The following is a 19,913-nucleotide window of genomic DNA, read 5'->3' as shown; positions in this document are numbered from 1 at the left end:
TGCAGAGTTCGGCGAACCAGATCGCGGATTCCAGAAGGCGCCCAGGAGTACATCGTTGGAGCAGCCGAATAATCCGTCACCCATTGCTACCGGAGCCAGCTATGAGTCGTCGCCGTTCCATGTCACTTATCGCGCCCGCGTGTCTTGCAGCACTTGCTATGGGAAGCCCCGCCCTGGCGTCGGCACAATCGGTCGATATGGGCACGCTGGGCGGAAATGTCTGTCTGGCAGGCAGCACCAACGATGCTGGCGCCGCCATCGGCACCTGTCGCAACGCGGACGGGGATCTGGTGGCGGCCTACTGGGCTGCGACGACAGGGCCTGCTGCGTTAGCGACGCTGGCGGTCAATGACCCTTGCGATGCGGTGGACATCAATAGCGCCGGCGTCATTGTCGGCAATTGCGAACTGGGCGCCGCAGGTGAATGGTTTCCCGTCGTGTGGACGGCGTCCATTCCAGGCAGCGTGCCGACCCAACTCAATGCGCTGCCCAATAACGCCAAAGCGATCGCTTGGCAGATCAATAGATCCGGTGTCATCGCAGGGTCGAGCGTCGCTGCCGATGGATCCGCCGCCGCGGTGATCTGGATGGCGGGCTCGCGCAATCCCACCCGTTTGCCCGAGCTCGGTTTGCTGCCTCCCTTGATCCCGAGCTCGACCGAATGTGTCGTCTCGGACATGGACAACACCGATCAGCCCGTGGTCGTAGGCATATGCGGGCTGCGCGATGGCGGAACCGTCGCGGTTCGTTGGGAGCCCGGCTTATTCGGATACGCCGCCACCGAGTTGCCCAGATTGCCGGGAGGATCCAACTGCGTGGTCGCGGCGATGAATTCAAGCCACCGTGTGGCAGGCACATGCCAGACCGATGATGGCGATGTAGTGGCCGTTCGCTGGGAGGCGGATGGAACGTCGGTCACCTATCTCGATTACCTGGAGGTCGCCGGCACATCACGGCAGCAACTGATAGCCGTCGACATGAATGAAGCGGGCATCGTTGTGGGCAACTACCTGGCCGACGATGGGCTGGCCAGATCCTTCGTCTGGGTCCCCGTGGGGATCCCGGATCAAGAGGAAGGACTGGACATCGGTACCCTTGGCGGGCCTTGGATCAAGGCGGTGGATATCGCCGATAACGGAAGCGTCGTTGGAACCGGTCAATCGTCCAATGGGTTGAGTCAGGCATTTGTATGGACACCCGTTACTGGAATTCGTGGGCTCGGCACCCTGGGGGGCTTTTCCAGTCAGAGCATCACGCTCAGCGACGATGGATCCAAGCTGATAGGCAATAGCCAGATCGCTTCCGGACATGTCCACGCGTTCATGGTGGGTGGGGCGGATCGAAACGTTCAGCGCCCGAAAGGTGGCGGGGTATCGACTGCGGCCGACCTCGAAGGCAAGGCCACGGAGCTTCGCAATCTCGTAAAAAATAAGATCGATGCGCTCAATCCGGATGCGAAATTTTTTGTCACCAGCATCATCGATAAGGCCAAGGCGCTTCGGCCCAAGGCGGGCGAGAAGCCGACTTTGGAAGAGCTTCGCAGGAGCGCCAATGAAGTCGGAGAGAAGCACAAGGCACTGTCCGAAGAGGCCAAGGAGAGCCTGCAATCGAACTTTCCGAAGATCTACTCGATGTTCTAGCGCAAACCTTTTCCACGATGGACGCTAGCGGCGTTTCGCGGATTTCGCTCCGATAGGGATATGCGGGAATGAGCCAATTGCGGTGGAGGCAGTGAACCGTTCTACAGAACCTGCTTTTTCAGCAGCGCCTCAAGCCAGTCCGCAAACACCTGCAGACGCTGCGAAAGATGCTGCCGATGCGGATAAAGCAGCGTCATCGGCATCGGCTCGGCACGATAGCCGGGCATCACTTCGACCAGTTCGCCCGCATGCAGATGCGGCTGTACGTCATAGGCCGGAATCTGGATAAGGCCGATGCCGGCCAGGCAGCAGGCGATGTAAGCCTCGGCGCTGTTGACGGTGACTCGTCCGCGAACGGGCATGGTGCGGACTTCGCCGTCTTCCACCCACTCCCACTCCTCGATGCGTCCGGTGGACGGTGAGGCATAGTTGACGGCGAGGTGCGCGCTCAGATCGGCCGGTCGCTGCGGTATGCCGTGATGGGCCAGATAGGCGGCGCTCGCCACATTGATGAGCGACAGATCGCCGATCTTTCGCGCGATCAGGCCCGAATCGCTCAGCGGCCCCACTCGCAAGACGCAGTCGACGCTCTCCTCGATCAGATTCACCGCGCGATCGGTCACGCGCAGCTCGATGTCGAGTTGAGGATAGAGCGCAAGGAGTTGCGGAAGCGCCGGCGCGACGATCAGGCGGCCGATCCGGCCGGGCACATCGACCCGCAGTTTCCCGCTCGGCCCGGCGGATGTCTGCCGGAACAGGCTTTCGGTTTCCTCCACATCGGCGATCACCCGAAGGCAGCGCTCATAGAAGGCGGCGCCATCCTGTGTAGGCGACACGCTGCGCGTGGTGCGGTGAAGCAGGCGCGCGCCCACCCGGCCTTCGAGCTCGATGACGGCGGCCGATACCGAGGAGCGGGGCAGTCCCAGGGTGTCGGCGGCGCGCGTGAAGCTCGCGCATTCCACGACGCGGGTGAAGACGCGAAAAAGCTCGATCCGGTCCAAGATTCAGGCCTGATTAGTCGTTATTTCTGACATATGTTGTCATAGATAAGCAGTTTAATCGGATTTTTTGGACGGTATGCTGCGATCAGAAGGTGGTCACATGGGTGGTCACCAGACAACCATGGAGCTTCAGGTCATGACCGATCACAGCATCAAGGGCAAAACCGTTCTCATCGCTGGCGGAGCGAAGAACCTGGGCGGATTGCTCGCCCGCGACCTCGCCGAGCAAGGCGCCAAGGCCGTGGCGATCCACTACAACAGCGCCGCCACCCAGGCCGCCGCAACCGAAACGGTTGCCGCCATTAATGCCGCGGGCGCCAAAGGTGTCGCCATCCAAGGCGACCTGACCACCGCGGCGGCCATCGAAACGCTGTTCGCCGACACCATCGCGGCCGTGGGCCGGCCCGACATCGCCGTCAACACGGTCGGCAAGGTGTTGAAGAAAGCTTTCGTCGATATCACCGAAGCCGAATACGACGAGATGACCGCGGTGAATTCGAAGTCCGCCTTCTTCTTCCTCAAGGAGGCCGGCAAGCACGTCAACGATAACGGCAAGATCTGCACGCTCGTCACTTCGCTGCTTGGCGCCTACACCCCGTTCTATGCGGCCTACGCCGGCACCAAGGCGCCGGTGGAGCATTTCACCCGCGCCGCCTCGAAGGAATTCGGCGAGCGCGGCATCTCGGTGACCGCGATCGGTCCCGGACCGATGGACACGCCCTTCTTCTATCCTGCCGAGGGCGCCGACGCGGTCGCCTATCACAAGAGTGCCGCCGCGTTGTCGAAGTTCTCCAAGACCGGCCTCACTGACATCGCGGACATCGTGCCCTTCATCCGTTTCCTGGTTTCGGACGGCTGGTGGATGACCGGCCAGACCGTTCTGGTGAATGGCGGTTACACCACCAAGTGAATCGGCGTAAGAGTCTCAGCGTGTTGTCATAAGCACGGCAGGTGCAGACGCCTACGGCTGCCGGCGGCGTTTTGGTGCTGTCCGGTTCTTTGCGGGAGGGTCGCGGTCACGCCGCTTGGGATGCGCAGCGACCCGCGTCACGGACCCACCCGGGCGCGGGTTGCTGAAGGGACTTGCGTCGCTTCAGCGCCGGTCGAGAGCTATTCCCCGGCGATGTCGATCCGGACCGTGGTCATACGTCGTTTGAAGGCAGGCACCCGCTTGCGCTTCATGCTTCGACCACGAGGACCTCAACCATGACCACCCACCGTTTTCCGATCGCGATCGCCATCGTGTTTTCCATGGCCGCCGCGGTCGCCGCGCCGGCGGCCGCAGCGGCTGAGCCGGCCATAGCCGCCATGCCGGCGGAGCTGGAAATGCAATTCGCATTGAGCGCGGTGCCGGCGCCCCTGCGCGAGAAGGCCGGCGTATATGTGCTCGATCCCAAGGTCGGATACCTGCGCAAGCGCGAAGCCAGCAACGGCATCGACTGCGTGGTCGAACGGACCGTCTGGGAATTTAACGATTTCCGCGACGATATCTATATCCCGCTGTGCTACGACGCCGCCGGCGCTGCGAACTATCTGCGCGCCATCATGGACACCGCCGCGCTGCGCGCCCAGGGCTTCAAGCCTGCCGCGCTGAAAGCGGAAATCGCAAGCCGATACTCGAACAAGACCTATCGCGTTCCGGACAAGGCCGGCCTGTCGTACATGGTGGCGCCGATCATGCGCACGGTCGGCCCGCCCGACATGAAGGTGCATACCATGGCGATGCCGCACTTCATGTTCTACGCCCCCGGCGTCAGCAATGCGGATATCGGCGCAGTACCGGACCTCGCCGACCATGCCAGCCTGCTCAATCCGTTCATCGACAAACAAGGCATCGCCGAACAGAGCTATATGATCCAGCTGGTGGGCGCGGCCGAGAAGGCCAAGATCATGTCCGACGAAAAGCCGCTGATCGACGCGCTGTGCGCCTATCGCGATGTGCTGTGCCTGCAGAGCGGCGCGCATCACTGATCGCTTTCATCGCCCGGCGCCGATCCGCGGATGGGCGCCGGGCGTAACCGGCTCTGAAGCGGCTACGGTTCATCCTGTGTGTCTGTGCCCGGCCGGCGGGCGTAAACAATTCACCGTCGCGACCGCGCGCAATAGGTGCGCCAAAGAACCCCCTGGCCGGCAAGGTAGATCAGCAGGCCGAGCAGCAGCGTCACTACGGTATCCACCCGGGTGAGCATCAATCTGAAGCTCGGCCCATCGTCCATCGGCCCCAGGACCCTCCAGCACAGCGGAACAATTCCCGCGTAGTGGATCGACATCGCAGCAAGGAAGGTCCATCGGCGCGAGTTGCCGCTCAGGCGGCCGAGCGTAGCGCCGATTGCCGCCCACAAGATCGGCAAACCTGACAACGCAAGCGGGGTCCCCAGGTAGAGCAGGGGCGAGGAAGCGATCGCGAGAGGCAGGTAGGTGCCGTGACCGGCACCCATGGCGAAGAATGCCCATACGCACAGCAGGCACCCATACGCGAATCCCCACAGGGCCGCCGAACGCATTCCCGAGCTGGGCTTTTCGATCATGGTGGCGGGCTCCATCGCGTCTTAATGTTGAAGTATCACTGCATCGGACGATCCATGTGCCGACCGCGGAACGGCGCCTGGGCCGCTCCGATCTCCCGGATTGCTGCCGCGCGGGTGCTGCGAGGGAGCGCGCGTGTCAGGCGCATACTCTCGATCAAAGCAACGAGGCACGCCGTACCCGTTGCAGATGGCTCATTCAAGCCGAAACCGCTTCGCGGAAATCCAGGAGTCAGACAGCCCCATGAAACCCCTCAGCGTCCCTCCCGCCGCACAGCGAGACGACAACTCCATCGAGATGTTCAACGCGTGGATCGCGGAGAACGGCCTGCACTGCTCATTGAACATCGGCATGTGGACGCAGAACGGACGCAGCGAGGCTCCGGCGTGGGGCATCTTGCTCGCCGACGCGATCCGCCACATAGCCGATGCGCTGCAAGAGGAATACGGGCGATCGGCTCCCGACACGGTCGCGGACATTCTGCAGTCGCTGCACGACGAGCTGCACAGCCCCACTTCGCCGGTCAAGGGTGCTTTTGTCCACGGACATTCGTAGCGGGTCCGGCGATCGCTGTGGCCGAAACCGTTTCGCGACTCGGCGGCCGCGTTTGTTCGAAGAGGCATCATCACTGCCGACGACTAATCCATTGGTCGAATGTCCCTGCATTCGGACAACATCCAGCCGCCCGGGCGGTGTGATAATTATCACGAAAGCAAGTTCCGTAACGATTGGCCACAAAGCGCGATGCTAGGCTGGCTCGGACGCGGGATTGCAATGGGGTGTCCGCGCGTATCGGGAAGCCGACACGGCTTTCCTTGGGGGATTGGTGATGAGCGCTCGCTTGCGAGAGGCCGCGCGGCGGCTGCCTGTGCTTGCGGTAGTGGAAGACGATCGTACGTTCCGCGAAGACGTGCTGTTGCCGGTGTTGTCCCACTCCGGGTTCTCGGTCGTCGGCATGGACAGGGCGCTGGATCTGTACCGGTCGATGACGCTTCGCTCCTTTGATCTGGTCCTGCTGGACGTCGGTCTGCCCGACGAAGACGGCTTCAGCATCGCAGCGCATTTGCGCAGGCTGTCTCCGCGGGTCGGGATCGTCATGCTGACCGGATACGACTCCGCGCAGGATCGGATGCGCGGCCTGCGCGCGGGCGCGGATGCCTATCTGCCCAAGCCGGTCGATATGGATGAGGTCGTGACCACCTTGCACAATCTGGCGCGATGGGTGATTCCGGACGCCGCCGCCGCGCCGACGTCCACTCATTGGCGATTGGACGAACGCGGCTGGTGCATATTGACCCCCGGCGGCGTCGAGATCGAATTGAACCTGGCCGAGCGGCAAGTGATGGCGATGCTGGCCGCGGCCGCCGGCATTCCGGTGCAACGCGAGACCTTGATCGCGAGCCTGGTGAAGAACGCGTACGACTTCGATCCGCACCGATTGGAAATGCTGGTTCACCGCCTGCGCAAGAAATGCCAGCAGGCGGCGGAAGAGGAGCTTCCTCTGCGCGCGGTGCGCGGCATCGGGTACGTGCTCAACTGGTAATCGATCAGGCCGGCGTCATGCCGGTGGCGGGGAAGGCGTAAGGTGAGAGCCATAGAAGTCTGGCTGCGGTCGATGGCGTTGGTGATCGGTCTGTTCGTCATGGGCGCGAGCGCTTCGGCATCGTCCAAGCTGCAGCCCCGCTACCGCGCCGGCCTGCACGTTTTCACCGGGGACGACGGGCTTCCGCAAGCGGGCGTGAACTCCGTGGTGCAGACGCACGACGGTTATCTGTGGATCGGCAGCTTCGGCGGCCTGGCGCGTTTCGATGGCCTGGCCTTCACGGTGTTCCGCGGCAAACCTTCGCTCGATACGCCGGGGCCCAAGGACGGCGCGCAAGGCGGGCCGCCCAGCGATCGCGTGCTGGCGCTGCATGAGGACGACCGCAAACAGCTGTGGATCGGCACGCAGGACGCCGGGCTGAGCATCTACAGCCAGGGAACGTTTCAGCACTTGTCGATTTGCGGCGGCACCTGCCAGGTCAACGCCATCACGCAAGCGCCCGACGGCAGGCTGTGGGTGGCAAGCAACGTCGGCTTGTTCAATCTGGATCCCGCGCACAAGCGAGTGAGCTGGGTCGATCCGGTGAGGACCGGCCATGCGGCCATGGCGTTCGATCCCACCGGCCGTCTTTACGTGGGCGGCGGCGAAGGTTTTTTCGTTCTCGCCGATCGAAGGCTTCGCCGCATCGCACTGCCCGACGGCGACCAATGGGTGCAGATGTTGCAAGCCGACGGCAGCGACTTGCTCGTCGGCACCGATCGCGCGCTTTATCGCTATGAGCCCGGGCAAGGGCGATGGCGCCCGCTCGGCGTCGCCGGCCCCACCATCGCGGTCAAGGACGCGGTCGGCCGCTGGTGGGTGGCCACGGCTTCCGGACGATTGGTCCGCGAGAACGGCGCCGGAGAATGGCTCGACGTCCCGGAATTGTTCGGCATGGGCGTTACCAGCCTGGCCAAGGACGACGAAGGCAATCTGTGGCTGGGCAGCGGCAGCAAGGGCTTGTTGCGCGTGCGCATACCTGTATTCGGCCAGATCCCGGTGTTCAGGGACGGGGTGGTCATGGCCGGCCGCGCGGTGGTCGCGGACGGGCAGGGCGGCTTGTGGTTCGGATCGGCTTGCGGCGGGTTGAACCATTGGCGGGCCGACGGCGCGATGACGCGGCAGCCGCTGCAGATGTGGCCGCACGTCGATTGCGTCACCAGCCTGGCGCTGGATCGCGACGCGGCGTTGCTGGCAGGAACCGCGGAAGGGCGCCTGGTGCGCATCGCCAATGGCAAGCCCACACCCGTCGGCGTCTGGCCGGGCGTGGGAGCGATCAACGTCTGGCGGCGGGGCGAGGGGCGTTTCCTGGTCAGCGCCGGACGCGCGACGTTCGAGGTCTGGATCGACGGCGAAGGACGCATCAACGGACAGCGCCGCATCGACGCCCTGCGCGACATGAGCGTGAACAACGTCGTTCCCGCCGCGAACGGCGGCGAATGGTTCGTCGGCGACCGTGGCGTGTGGCGCTTGCTCGATAACCGCATCGTCGAGCGATGGACGCCGCAAGAGGGCCTGTCGTCGCGCTTCGCCCGCGCCTTGTACGAAGACAGGCAGACCGCCACGCTGTGGGTGGGAACCTACGGCGGCGGCTTGAATCGGATACGCGGCGGCCAGGTGCATCATTACGACACCCGCAACGGCCTGTTCGACGATACGGTTTCATGCATCCTGGCCGATGGCCACGGACGATTGTGGTTGGGCGGCAATCGCGGCGTCACCTTGTTGCCGAAGCCGCGGCAGGCCGCGGCCGACACCGAATCCCTCGGCTACGCCGTGGACGATGGCTTGATCCCGTCGGAAATCAACGGCGGGCATTCCACCGCCTGCCATCGCGATGGGCAGGGGCGGCTGTGGTTTTCGCTGGTGGAAGGATTCGCCGTGATCGATCCTGCCGATGTTCCGCAGGCAGCCTCGGTGCCGCTGCGGCCGCGCATCGAAGAAGTGGCGATCGCCGGGCGCATGCAGAAGATCGTCGGATCGTCGCTGGCCCTGGAGCCCAATGCGCGCAGCCTGGAGATTCATTACACCGCCATCAACCTGAGCCGGCCGCGCGACACCTACTTCCGCTTTCGCCTGCGGGGTTTCGATCCGGACTGGGTGGAGGCGGGGAAGAACCGCAGCATTCTGTATCCCCTGATTCCGTGGGGAGAGCATGTGTTCGAAGTCCAGGCGCGCACCCAGGGCGGGCGATGGTCGACGGTGCCGGCGCGATTGAAGATTCTCAATCCTCAGCCTTGGTATCTGCGGCCATGGATCTTGATCCTGGCGACGTCGTTAGGGTTGCTGGTCCTGGTGATCGGCACCCAGCTCGGCGCCGGCCAGGAGCGAAGCGGCGACGGAGAAATGCCGCAGGCGAACGATCGCCGGCGTCAACGCGTCCCGGAGCCGGCGTCGCGATAGCCGCCGGCGGTTTTGTGTTCGGTCGCCGGGGCGGCGCCGCGGTAATCGCCGGCCGCCACCGGCGCCGGAGAAATGTCCAGGTCGGCGCCGTCCTCGATCTCGCTCCCGGCCTGGGCCAGCGGCAAGCGGATGCGCATGCGCGTGCCCTGGCCCGGGGCGCTATCGACATCGATCTGGCCTCCGTGTTCGGCCACGAAGCGCTGCACGGTCGTCATGCCGATGCCGGTGCCCTTGTCCTTGGGCTTGGTCGTGAAGAACGGCTCGAACATGCGCGCCAGCACTTCCGGCGTCATGCCGATGCCGGTGTCTTCCAGCTTGAGCGCGGCATGCGCTCCGTCGGCTTCGACGGATAAGAAAAACCGGCCGCCTTGCGGCATGGCGTCGCAGGCGTTGCTGACGATGTTGAGCAAGGCCAGCACCAGCTCGTCGCGATCGGCCCTGACCAGCAGGCCCGACGTGGAAGTGTCGAGCGAGGCCACGATGCCGCGCGGGAACATCGGCAGGATCAAAGGCCGCACTTCGTCGATGGCTTCGGCCAGATCGAACGTGGACACCTGGCGCACATGCGTGCGGCTGAAGCTGAGCAGGCGCCGGGTCAGCGTGGCGCCGCTGCGCGCGGCCTGGCGAATGCCCGGAAGCACGGCGTCGATGGAGCCGCCGCGCTTATCCACCGAGGTCGCGTGCCCCAGGATCACGCTGAGGATGGCGTTGAAGTCGTGGGCGATGCCGGTGGACAGCCGGCCCACGGTTTCCATCTTCTGCGTCTGCAGCAGGCGCTCGTAGGCACGCTCCTTTTCTTCCACCTGGCGGGTGAGTTCCAGGCAGAGCGCGTTGAGTTCTTCGCTGCGATTGATCGCCCGCTGCGACGACAGGATCAGCCGGTCGAGGATCATCACCAGCACGAGAAAATTCATCCCGGCCAGAAGCAGGTTGGACAGCACCTGCGAGGCCTGCATGGAGTCGGTCGCCAGCCGCAGATCGGTATGCGCACCGATCCCCAGCACCACCGCGTTGGCCAGCGCCGTCCACCACACCGCGCCGCGGCCCAGGAACAATCCGGAAAACAGCAGCGGCAGCAGCAGGGTGATCTGCAGTCCGGATTGCGCCTGCAATCCGTAGGCCTGATAGCTCATGCCGATCAGCAGCAGGCCGCCGACGACGGTCAGGCTGGTCGCCAGCCGGAACAAGCCGTGGCGCAGCAGGCAGAAGCACAGGCAGGTGTAGACGCTGATCATCAGGATCAGGCCGCTCTCGCCACCGCTGCCCCTGTCCGCGCCGGCCGCGCACGACGCGATCGCCGTGAACAGAGTCGCGGTCGTGGTGACGGCGAGGATCGCCTGCAAGGTCAGCGCGTTGCGCCGGTCGCGCCTGGAGTGGATGGGTACGCGGTTCATCCAGCCGATGAAGCCGTGCCACAGGGACAGGAGCGGTACGCGGGCGGTCATCGGTGCGGTCGATGCGAGCAAGGGGGTGATGGCCAAGAGGCCGGCCCGCACCGCGGGACGGCGAGCGGTCGAGGAGCGCTCGGCCCCTTCCCGCTGCGACGCTCGCGCGATCGACGGACTCGCCGTGGCAGAACGCGATCTGCCTTGAATGACATCGGTGGTCAGACTAGCACCACGTTTCGGCACGGTAACGGTGTATTAGGTGTGCCGACAAGGAATCGCGATATGCGTCACCTTTTATTGGGTGCGATTCGGCGAATCGGCGGTGCGGGTTAGTTTGCATTTCTCACCAACGGTGAGGAAAGAGAAATTTCGTCGGTGGTGGCGCCCCGGGGCGCGCTGCGCCGACCCGCTTCGAGACGGCCCGGGCGACGGGAAGCCGCTTGTCCGCGGGCGGCCATGGCGCGGACCGACCGACGACGTCGACGGCGGCGTGGGCGCAGTCCGTCCGCCGGGTTGGTGAGGATCTCCGCATGCGGGCTGGCCGCCGCGTTCGCGAGCGGCGCGTTCGACAAGCATCGCGCCTGCGGTCCACACGGCAACCCTTGGACGAGGGCTCGCAATGCGAGCGTGCCTGTCGATGCAACCGGTTATGCGCGAGTTTGATGTGTCGCCGAGCCAACGGCGCGTTCGCGGTTGCGCGATCGCGCTGCCGCCCGCGTCGAGATTTCCGCGGACGAAAAATATTCATCGTCATTGCTCAAAACCAATCGGGCCGATGTCTCGATAAAGCCGTCCGTGCGATGCGGATCGCGGAAATTATTCGTGAGGGCCTGTGCGTGTAATGGCGAAAATCGATCGCTAGTGTTCGACGCGCATGAGCGGTGCGCGATCGGTAAATCACGACGATTGCGCGCTTCGAACAATCCTCACGATGGGCGGCGCATGGAGCGGAAATTCGACGTGCGTGACGGCGGTGCCTCAGCGCGAAGCGAGCCTCCGGCCTGCGCCGGCACCGCGCCCCATCGGAATCGTCCGCACTCGCGCAGTGCAATCGTCCAGGCCGTCCGCGTGAGTCCGGCCGGCGCATCGGCGGCGACGAGCCGGGCCATCGCGCGCGCGGCGCCGCGCCGGAACGCGCGGCCGCTGCGACTTTCATCGAAAGAGCCGGCAGGCCAGGTCCTGCCGCTCTCAATCCCACAGCCCATCGGATCGGCTAGTAACTGGGGAAGCATCCAATGAATAAAATCTACAGCGTTGTCTGGAGCCGCTCGCTCAATCAGCTGGTGGTCACCTCCGAATTGGCCGGCGGTGGCGGCAAGGCCTCGCGCGACCGTCGCAAGGGTCCGCGCACGGCCGCGAGCTTGAGCGCGGGCGTCGTGACCGCGCTGTTGGCGATGGGCGGGACGGGATGGGCGCCATCGGCGCAGGCGCAAGGGGTGAACTGCGCCACCGCGCCGTACAACTACTACAGCGGCAGCACGATGTGCGTGGGTTTTCAGTCCCAGGCCACGGCCGCCGGAGCCACTGCCGTAGGTTATAGCGCCATCAGTTCGGGGCTGAATGCCACCGCTGTCGGCTATCAAGCCTTTGCCTCGGCGACCAATTCCCTTTACCTGGGCGCGCGCAGCGCGGGGGGAACCGGAGCGACCGGGGAGTCGTCGATCGCCATCGGTACGGATGTCGCCTCCAGCGGCTCCGGAGCCGTCGCTGTCGGCGTGCAGTCCAGATCGATCGGAAATAGCGCCGTCGCGGTGGGCGTGCAAGCCAATGCCGCGGCGTCGGGTGTGGTCGCGGTGGGCAGCGGCGCCACCGGTTCGGCGACCAATGCGGTATCCGTTGGCGCCGGAGCCCGCGCCACCGCGGTCAACTCCATTTACCTGGGCGCTCGCACCTCCGCGGGGTCGGGTGCGCTGGCCGACAGCGCCATCGCCCTCGGCACGGATGTGGAGGCCAGTTCTACCAGAACCGTTGCCATCGGCTTTCAAGCCAAGGCAGTGGGCATCCAATCCATCGCATTCGGCCGGGGCGCGGTCGCCGGCGTTGATGGCACTCCGGCTGTGCCCAACGACATTGCGATTGGCGTCAATTCGAGTGCCAACGGCGGTTTTAGCGTCGCGCTCGGCACTACCTCCGCGGCGACCGCGCAGGGCGCCGCGGCCGTCGGCAATACCGCCGCGGCCAGCGGAATCAACGCCAGCGCACTGGGAAGCGGCACTGTCGCGAGCGCCACCAATGCGACCGCGGTCGGCGCGTCCGCCAATGTCACCGGAATCGGCGCCAGCGCCGTGGGGTCCTTCGCCAACGCCAGTGGCGGGAACTCAGCTGCGATAGGTTCTGGCTCAAGCGCCAGCGGTGCCAATACGTTCGCCGGCGGCCGGTTGGCAACGGCGACCAACGACGCCGCCACCGCGCTCGGCAACGCCGCTCGGGCGGAAGGGAACAGTTCGCTGGCGCTCGGAGCGCAAGCGGCCGCTTTCGGGACCAGCACCGTCGCGGTCGGCCAGGGCGCCGGCGCGGGCTCGACCACCGCCAATACCGGCTCGGCGGCGATGGGCGTCGCCGCCGGCACGCTGGTCAGCGGCGCGCGCAACAGCGCCGTGGGCGGAGGCGTCGCGAGTGCGATGCGCGGCGCCGGCTCGGGCGTCACCGGAACGCGCAACGTCGCCTTCGGTACGGGCGACGGCACGGTCGCCTACGACGCCAATCTGGCCGCGGCGGCCGGCAACCTGGTCAGCGGCAACGACAATATCGCCATCGGCACCAACGCGGGCATCGGCGTGGCGAGCAACGCGACGACGTCGATCGGCCTGAACGCGAATGCGAGCGTGGGCAACGCGATCGCCATGGGCACCCAGGCAAGCGCCTCGGCGCTGGACGCCATCGCGCAAGGCAGCAGCGCCAACGCGGGCGGCCGCAACTCCATCGCCATCGGCTTCCAGTCGATCGCGTCGGCGATCAACTCCATCAATCTGGGCGCGCGCACCTTGGTCGGATCGGGCGCTCTGGCGGAAGGCGCTGTCGCCATCGGCACGGACGTGACCGCGTCGCAGGATCGCGCGGTCGCGCTCGGCGTCGTGAGCCGGGCAGCCGGCGTAGACGCGGTGGCGGTCGGCACCCGGACGGCCGCGACGGCCAACTTCGCGACAGCGCTCGGCTCGGGCGGCAACAACGCAGCAACGGCGGTGCGCGCCACCGGCATCGGTTCCACAGCCATCGGCGGCAACGCCGCTCTGGGCGCCCTCGCATCGGGCGCCAATGCCATCGCCATCGGCGGCGAATCCGTCGCCGATGCCGATGAGGCGGTCGCCATCGGCCGCGGCTCCACCGCTACCGGCGGTCGCGCCGTGGCGATCGGCGCCGGCAACTTCGCCAGCGGCGACGGTGCGGTGGCGATCGGCGATCCGAACACCGCCAGCGGCAACGGCGCGGTGGCGCAAGGCTTGGACAACACCGCCAGCGGCAACGGCTCGATCGGTATCGGCAACACCAACATGGTCGGCGGCGGCGGTCAGGCCGTCGGCGTGGCCGGCACCCCGGCGCAGGGCGCGGTCGGCATCGGCTTCCAGAACGCCGTGGTCGGCCAGGGCAGCGTCGCCATCGGCAGCACCAGCCGCGCGCTGGCGGCGGGCGCGGTCGCGTTCGGCGACACCGCGGTGGCGAACAATGCGCGCGACGTCGCGCTGGGCTCGGGTTCGGTGACCGCCGCAGCGGTGGCCACGCCCAGCACCACCATCGGCGGCACGACCTACAACTTCGCCGGCATCGCGCCGACCAGCACCGTCAGCATCGGCAACGCCGGCACCGAGCGGACCATCACCAACGTGGCGGCGGGGCGCATCGCGGGCGATTCGACCGATGCGATCAACGGCAGCCAGCTGTTCGCCACCAACCAGGCGATCGAAGCCATCGCGGCCAGCACGCCGCTGCATTACTACAGCGTCAACGACGGCGGCACACCCGGGGCGAACTACCTCAACGACGGCGCGACCGGGGCCAATTCGATGGCCGCCGGCATCGCCGCCACCGCCTCGGGCGATCAGGCCGTGGCGCAGGGTTATCAGGCCAGCGCATCGGGCGGCGATGCGGTCGCGCTCGGCACCGGCACCACGGCTTCGGCGGTCAGCAGCGTCGCGATCGGCGTCGACGCCCAGGCAACGGGCGCCAGCGGCTCCACCGCGGTGGGCGCCTTCGCCAACGCCAGCGCCACCAACAGCCTGGCGCTGGGCGAATTCGCCAGCGCATCCGGCGAGGGTGCCTCGGCGATCGGCCCCGGCGCGAACGCCGCGGCGGCGCGCGCCACCGCGATCGGCGCGTCCACGCAGGCGCTGGCGGCCTCGACCGTGGCGCTGGGCGACACCAACACGGTGGCGGCGGCGGCCGGCCCGGGTTCGGTCGCTATCGGCCGCAACTCGCAGGTGCTGGGCGGCACCGGCGCGGTAGCGATCGGCGAGAGCCAGAGCGTCAACGGCGATGGCGCCGTGGCGATCGGCGATCCGAACACCGTCAGCGGTACCGGCGCGGTGGGCGTGGGCGCGAACAACACCGCCACCGGCAACGGCGCGGTGGCGCTGGGCAACGCCAACATCGCCAACGGCCTCGGCGCGGTCGCGCTGGGCAACACCGCCAACGCTACCGGCGCCAGCGCGCTCGCCTTCGGCAGCACCGCGGCGGCCAGCGCGGACAACGCCATCGCGCTCGGTGCCAACAGCTCCGCGGCCCAGGCGGGCGCCGTTGCGCTGGGCTCGGGTTCGGTCACGGCGGCAGCGGTGGCGACCCCGAGCACGACGATCAACGACACGGTCTACAACTTCGCCGGCGTCGCGCCGACCAGCACGGTCAGCGTCGGCACGCTCGGTAACGAACGCACCATCACCAACGTCGCGGCGGGCCGGATCTCCGATGCCTCGACCGATGCGATCAATGGTTCGCAGTTGTATGCGAGCAATCAGGCGATCGAACAGGTCGCCGCCACCGCCAACGCGGGCTGGAACGTCAGCGCGCAGGGCGCCAACGTCAGCAACGTGGCGCCGGGCGAAGCGGTCGATCTCAACAACACCGACGGCAACATCGTGGTCAGCAAGACCGCGGCCAGCGACAACGTCAGCTTCGATCTGGCCGACGACATCACCGTCAACAGCGTCACCGCCGGCAACACCGTGTTGAACAACAACGGGCTGACCATCACCGGCGGGCCGAGCGTCACCACTTCCGGCATCAACGCCGGTGGCTTGGTGATCAACAACGTCGCGCCCGGCGTGGCCGGCACCGATGCGGTCAACGTCAGTCAGCTGACCGACGCGACCACCGCGGTGCGCACGCATTACTACAGCGTCAACGACAACGGCGTGGTCGGCGGCAACTACAACAACGACGGCGCGAGCGGCGTCAACGCGTTGGCCGCGGGCGTGGGCGCGAGCGCCACCACCGCCGGCGCGACCGCGGTGGGCTTCGGCGCGACCGCCGCGACCCAGGCGGGCGACGTGGCGTTGGGCTCGGGTTCGGTCACCGGCACCGTCGTGGCGACGACCGGCGACACCATCGCCGGGACCGCCTACAACTACGCCGGCACCGCGCCGATCAGCACGGTCAGTGTGGGCACTGCCGGCGCGGAGCGGACGATCACCAACGTTGCCGCCGGACGGGTGTCGGGTGGCTCGACCGATGCGATCAACGGTTCGCAGCTGTATGCGACCAACCAGGCGATCGAACAGGTCGCCACCACCGCCAACGCGGGCTGGAACGTCAGCGCGCAGGGCGCCAACGCCAGCAACGTGGCACCGGGCGAAGCGGTCGATCTCAACAACACCGACGGCAACATCGTGGTCAGCAAGACCGCGGCCAGCGACAACGTCAGCTTCGATCTGGCCGACGACATCACCGTCAACAGCGTCACCGCCGGCAACACCGTGTTGAACAACAACGGGCTGACCATCACCGGCGGGCCGAGCGTCACCACTTCCGGCATCAACGCCGGCGGCCTGGTGATCAACAACGTCGCGCCCGGCGTGGCCGGCACCGATGCGGTCAACGTCAGTCAGCTGACCGATGCGACCACCGCGGTGCGCACGCATTACTACAGCGTCAACGACAACGGCGTCGTGGGCGGCAACTACAACAACGACGGCGCGACCGGCGTGAACGCGATCGCTTCGGGCGTGAACGCCAGCGCGACGGGTGTGGCGTCGTATGCCGCGGGCTTCGGCGCGACGGCGAGCCAGGACAACGGCGTCGCCATCGGCACCAACGCGCAGGCCGTCACCGGTGGCGTGGTGGCGCTCGGCATCAACAGCTTGTCCTCGGCCCAGAACACGATCGCGATCGGCGTCGGCGCCACGGCCAATGTCCGCCTCGGTATCGCCATCGGCGGGGCGTCCCTGGCCGGCGGCAACGGCGCGGTGGCGATCGGCGATGCTTCGCGCGCGACCGATGCCTACGCGGTCGCGCTGGGCATGGTGTCGACGGCCACCGCGAGTCAGGCGGTAGCGATCGGCCATTTCGCGGATGCGACCGCGACCTCGGCCCTGGCCGCGGGCTACGACGCCAACGCGACCGGTCTGTATTCCACGGCCCTGGGCCGGTCGAGTTCGGCGTCGGCGGAAAGCGCGCTCGCCATCGGCAACACCGCCAATGCCAGCGCCACCGGCGCGATCGCCGTGGGTTTGAATGCAGCGTCCAGCGGAGTCAACGCCATCGCCATCGGTGCCGACGCCAGCGCCACCGGTTCGGTCGCGGTGGGCGCCGCGGCGCGCGCCGGCAACGGCGGCGCGGCGTTCGGCGACGGCGCCAATGCGACCTACAACGGCGGTGTGATCGATCCGGCGCTGGTGGCCGGCGCAGCGCTGGGCCGCAACGCCGTCGCCGATGTCTCCGGCGCCACCGCGTTGGGCACCAACACCTCGGTGACCGCCGTCGATGGCGTGGCCCTGGGCCGCGGCTCGGTGGCCAGCACCGCCGCCGGTGTGGCCGGTTACGACCCGATCAGCGGCTTGCCTTCCACCGATACCTCGCCGACCTGGCGCAGCACCTTGGGCGCGGTGAGCGTGGGCAATGGCACCGACACACGCCAGATCACCGGTGTGGCGGCCGGCGCGCAGGACACCGATGCGGTGAACGTGGCGCAGCTGACCGCGGCGGCGCGGGCGGCGACCACGCATTACTACAGCGTCAACGACAACGGCGTGGTCGGCGGCAATTACAACAACGACGGCGCGAGCGGCGTCAACGCGTTGGCCGCGGGCGTGGGCGCCAGCGCCACGGTGGCCGGCGGCACGGCCGTGGGCAACGGCGCGGTCGCGGGCACGCAAGCCGGCGACGTGGCGCTGGGCTCGGGTTCGGTCACCGGTACGGTGGTGGCGACCAGCAGCGACACCATCGACGGGGTCGCCTACAACTACGCCGGCATCGCGCCGACCAGCACGGTCAGCGTCGGCGCGGTCGGCGCCGAACGCACCATCACCAATGTCGCCGCGGGCCGGGTGTCGGGCGATTCCACTGATGCGATCAACGGTTCGCAGTTGTTCGCCACCAACCAGGCGGTGGGCGCGCTGGGCGTCAATCTGGATCAGCTGGGCAACAGCACCGCGGCCTCGCTCGGCGGCACTTCGGTCTACAACCCGACCACGCACACGGTGACGGCGGGCCTGGCGGTCGGCGGCAACAGCTACACCAACGTGCAGGACGCGCTGACCCAGGTGAACAACAACGCCACCGCCGGCTGGAACATCGCCGCCGGCGGCAACAGCGGCAATATCGCGCCCAACGAAACCCTGACCGTGGCCGCCGGCAGCAATGCCACGGTCGCCTACGACGACGCCTCCGGCACCTTGACGGTCGGCGTGGTGCCGGACCCGAGCTTCAACAGCGTGGTGGTCGGCAATACCACGATCACCACCAACGGCCTGACCATCGCCGGCGGGCCCAGCATCACCAACGTCGGCATCAACGCCGGCGGCACGACCATCACCAACGTGGCCGCCGGCGTCAACGGCACCGACGCGGTGAATCTGGATCAGTTGAACCAGGCGGTCTCCTCCGGCACCGCGCATTACTACAGCGTCAACGACGGCGGCGTGCAGGGCGGCAACTACGCCAACAACGGCGCCACCGCCACCGGCGCGATCGCTTCGGGCGTGAACGCCAGCGCCACTGCCGGCGATGCCGTGGCGATCGGCACCGGCGCCACCGCGGGCACCGCCAACAGCGTGGCGCTGGGCGCGGGCTCCTCCACCGCCGCGGCGGTGGGCACCGCCAGCGCCACCATCGCCGGCACCACGTACAACTTCGCCGGCGCCGCGCCGGTGGGAACGGTGAGCGTGGGCAGCGCGGGCGCCGAACGCACCATCACCAACGTCGCCGCCGGACGCTTGTCGGAGACTTCGACCGACGCGGTGAACGGCTCGCAGCTGCACGCGACCAATCAGGCGGTCAACGCGCTGGACGGGCGGGTCACCAATGTCGAGGGCGACCTCGCCAATCTGAGCGGCACCGTCAACAATTTCGACGGCCGCATCACTCAGGTCGAAGGCAACGTCGCCAACCTGACGAACACCGTCAATACCTTCGACGGCCGCATCACCAGCGTGCAGAACGGTTCCGACGGCATGTTCCAGGTCAGCCAGGAAGGCAACATCGCCAAGCCGCAGCCGACCGGCACCAATTCGTCGGCCGGCGGCAACGGCGCGGTGGCCAGCGGCAACAACGCCCTGGCGGTGGGCAACCAGAGCACGGCCAGCGGCAACGCCAGCACCGCGCTGGGCACCGGCGCGACGGCGAGCCACGCCAACAGCGTGGCGCTGGGCTCCGGCTCGGCCACCACGGTCGGTGCGCAGAGCGGATACAACGCCGCTTACGTCGGCAACAGCACCTCCACCGGCGAGGTCAACGTCGGCGGCCGCACCATCACCGGCGTGGCGCCCGGCATCGCCGGCACCGACGCGGTCAACGTCAGCCAGCTCAACGCCGGGGTGAGCTCGGCCGTCGATCAATCGAAGGCCTACACCGACGCGCGCTTCCAGAAGTTCGACTACGACGTGTGGAACCTGCGCAAGGACTTCCGCGCCGGCACGTCTTCGGCGATGGCGATGGCGGGCCTGCCGCAGGCGTACCTGCCGGGCAAGAGCATGCTCGCGATCGCGGCCGGCGGCTATCAGGGCGAATACGGCATGGCCGTGGGCCTGTCGGGCATCACCGAGAACGGCCGCTGGGTCTACAAGGCCCAGGCCAGCGGAAACACCGCGCGCGACTGGGGCTTCTCGGTCGGCGCGGGTATCCAGTGGTGATGCGATGCGCGCAGCGTCCAAGGGCGCTGCGCGCAATCCGATGAGGTCTTGGTCGCAGAACCCGAACGAATCAGAACTCTGTCCGGCGGCGCGGA

Annotated in this window: 10 protein-coding genes; 7 read left to right on the top strand and 3 right to left on the bottom strand. The window is 67.1% G+C overall.

Going from position 1 to position 19,913, the window contains the following annotated elements:
• Positions 1-101: 101 nt before the first annotated feature.
• Entirely contained in the window at positions 102-1,640 is a 1,539-nt protein-coding gene (locus LG3211_RS21550; RefSeq protein ID WP_083512735.1) for a hypothetical protein, read from the top strand.
• 101 nt (positions 1,641-1,741) lie between these two features.
• On the opposite strand, the gene LG3211_RS21545 is transcribed toward LG3211_RS21550, so the two are convergent.
• The gene (locus LG3211_RS21545) at positions 1,742-2,641 is read right to left on the bottom strand and encodes a LysR family transcriptional regulator (protein ID WP_057944622.1); all 900 of its coding nucleotides are present in this window, start codon (positions 2,639-2,641) and stop codon (positions 1,742-1,744) included.
• 136 nt (positions 2,642-2,777) lie between these two features.
• Between LG3211_RS21545 and LG3211_RS21540 the strand changes: the two genes are divergently transcribed.
• Positions 2,778-3,551 (top strand): SDR family oxidoreductase, encoded by a 774-nt coding sequence (locus LG3211_RS21540; protein WP_057945666.1) that lies wholly within the window; start codon positions 2,778-2,780, stop codon positions 3,549-3,551.
• A 173-nt stretch (positions 3,552-3,724) separates the two neighbouring features.
• Positions 3,725-4,612 (top strand): hypothetical protein, encoded by an 888-nt coding sequence (locus tag LG3211_RS21535; RefSeq protein WP_148649066.1) that lies wholly within the window; start codon positions 3,725-3,727, stop codon positions 4,610-4,612.
• Between the two features lie 110 nt (positions 4,613-4,722).
• On the opposite strand, the gene LG3211_RS21530 is transcribed toward LG3211_RS21535, so the two are convergent.
• Positions 4,723-5,169, bottom strand: a complete 447-nt coding sequence (locus tag LG3211_RS21530; RefSeq protein ID WP_148649065.1) for a hypothetical protein — start codon at positions 5,167-5,169, stop codon at positions 4,723-4,725.
• A gap of 241 nt (positions 5,170-5,410) precedes the next feature.
• Here LG3211_RS21530 and LG3211_RS21525 point away from each other — a divergent pair, with 241 nt between their 5' ends.
• The 3 genes from LG3211_RS21525 (at position 5,411) to LG3211_RS21515 (ending at position 9,152) form a co-directional block, all read left to right on the top strand.
• Positions 5,411-5,722, top strand: a complete 312-nt coding sequence (locus LG3211_RS21525; protein ID WP_148649064.1) for a DUF5076 domain-containing protein — start codon at positions 5,411-5,413, stop codon at positions 5,720-5,722.
• A 274-nt stretch (positions 5,723-5,996) separates the two neighbouring features.
• Entirely contained in the window at positions 5,997-6,710 is a 714-nt protein-coding gene (locus tag LG3211_RS21520) for a response regulator transcription factor (RefSeq protein ID WP_083512733.1), read from the top strand.
• A 42-nt stretch (positions 6,711-6,752) separates the two neighbouring features.
• A complete protein-coding gene (locus LG3211_RS21515; RefSeq protein ID WP_148649063.1) occupies positions 6,753-9,152 on the top strand; it encodes a ligand-binding sensor domain-containing protein in 2,400 nt (799 codons plus the stop codon).
• Here LG3211_RS21515 and LG3211_RS21510 read toward each other — a convergent pair.
• The gene (locus LG3211_RS21510; protein WP_057944616.1) at positions 9,122-10,597 is read right to left on the bottom strand and encodes a sensor histidine kinase; all 1,476 of its coding nucleotides are present in this window, start codon (positions 10,595-10,597) and stop codon (positions 9,122-9,124) included. The two genes, LG3211_RS21515 and LG3211_RS21510, sit on opposite strands and share 31 nt — an antisense overlap.
• Before the next feature lie 1,178 nt (positions 10,598-11,775).
• Here LG3211_RS21510 and LG3211_RS26010 point away from each other — a divergent pair.
• The gene (locus tag LG3211_RS26010; protein WP_057944615.1) at positions 11,776-19,818 is read left to right on the top strand and encodes an ESPR-type extended signal peptide-containing protein; all 8,043 of its coding nucleotides are present in this window, start codon (positions 11,776-11,778) and stop codon (positions 19,816-19,818) included.
• Positions 19,819-19,913: the final 95 nt, after the last annotated feature.

The sequence above is a fragment of the Lysobacter gummosus genome, from assembly GCF_001442805.1.
GTDB classification, from domain to species: domain Bacteria; phylum Pseudomonadota; class Gammaproteobacteria; order Xanthomonadales; family Xanthomonadaceae; genus Lysobacter; species Lysobacter gummosus.
The sequence above is the reverse complement of the archived record's forward strand: the minus strand, read 5'-3'. Positions and strand labels throughout refer to the sequence as shown.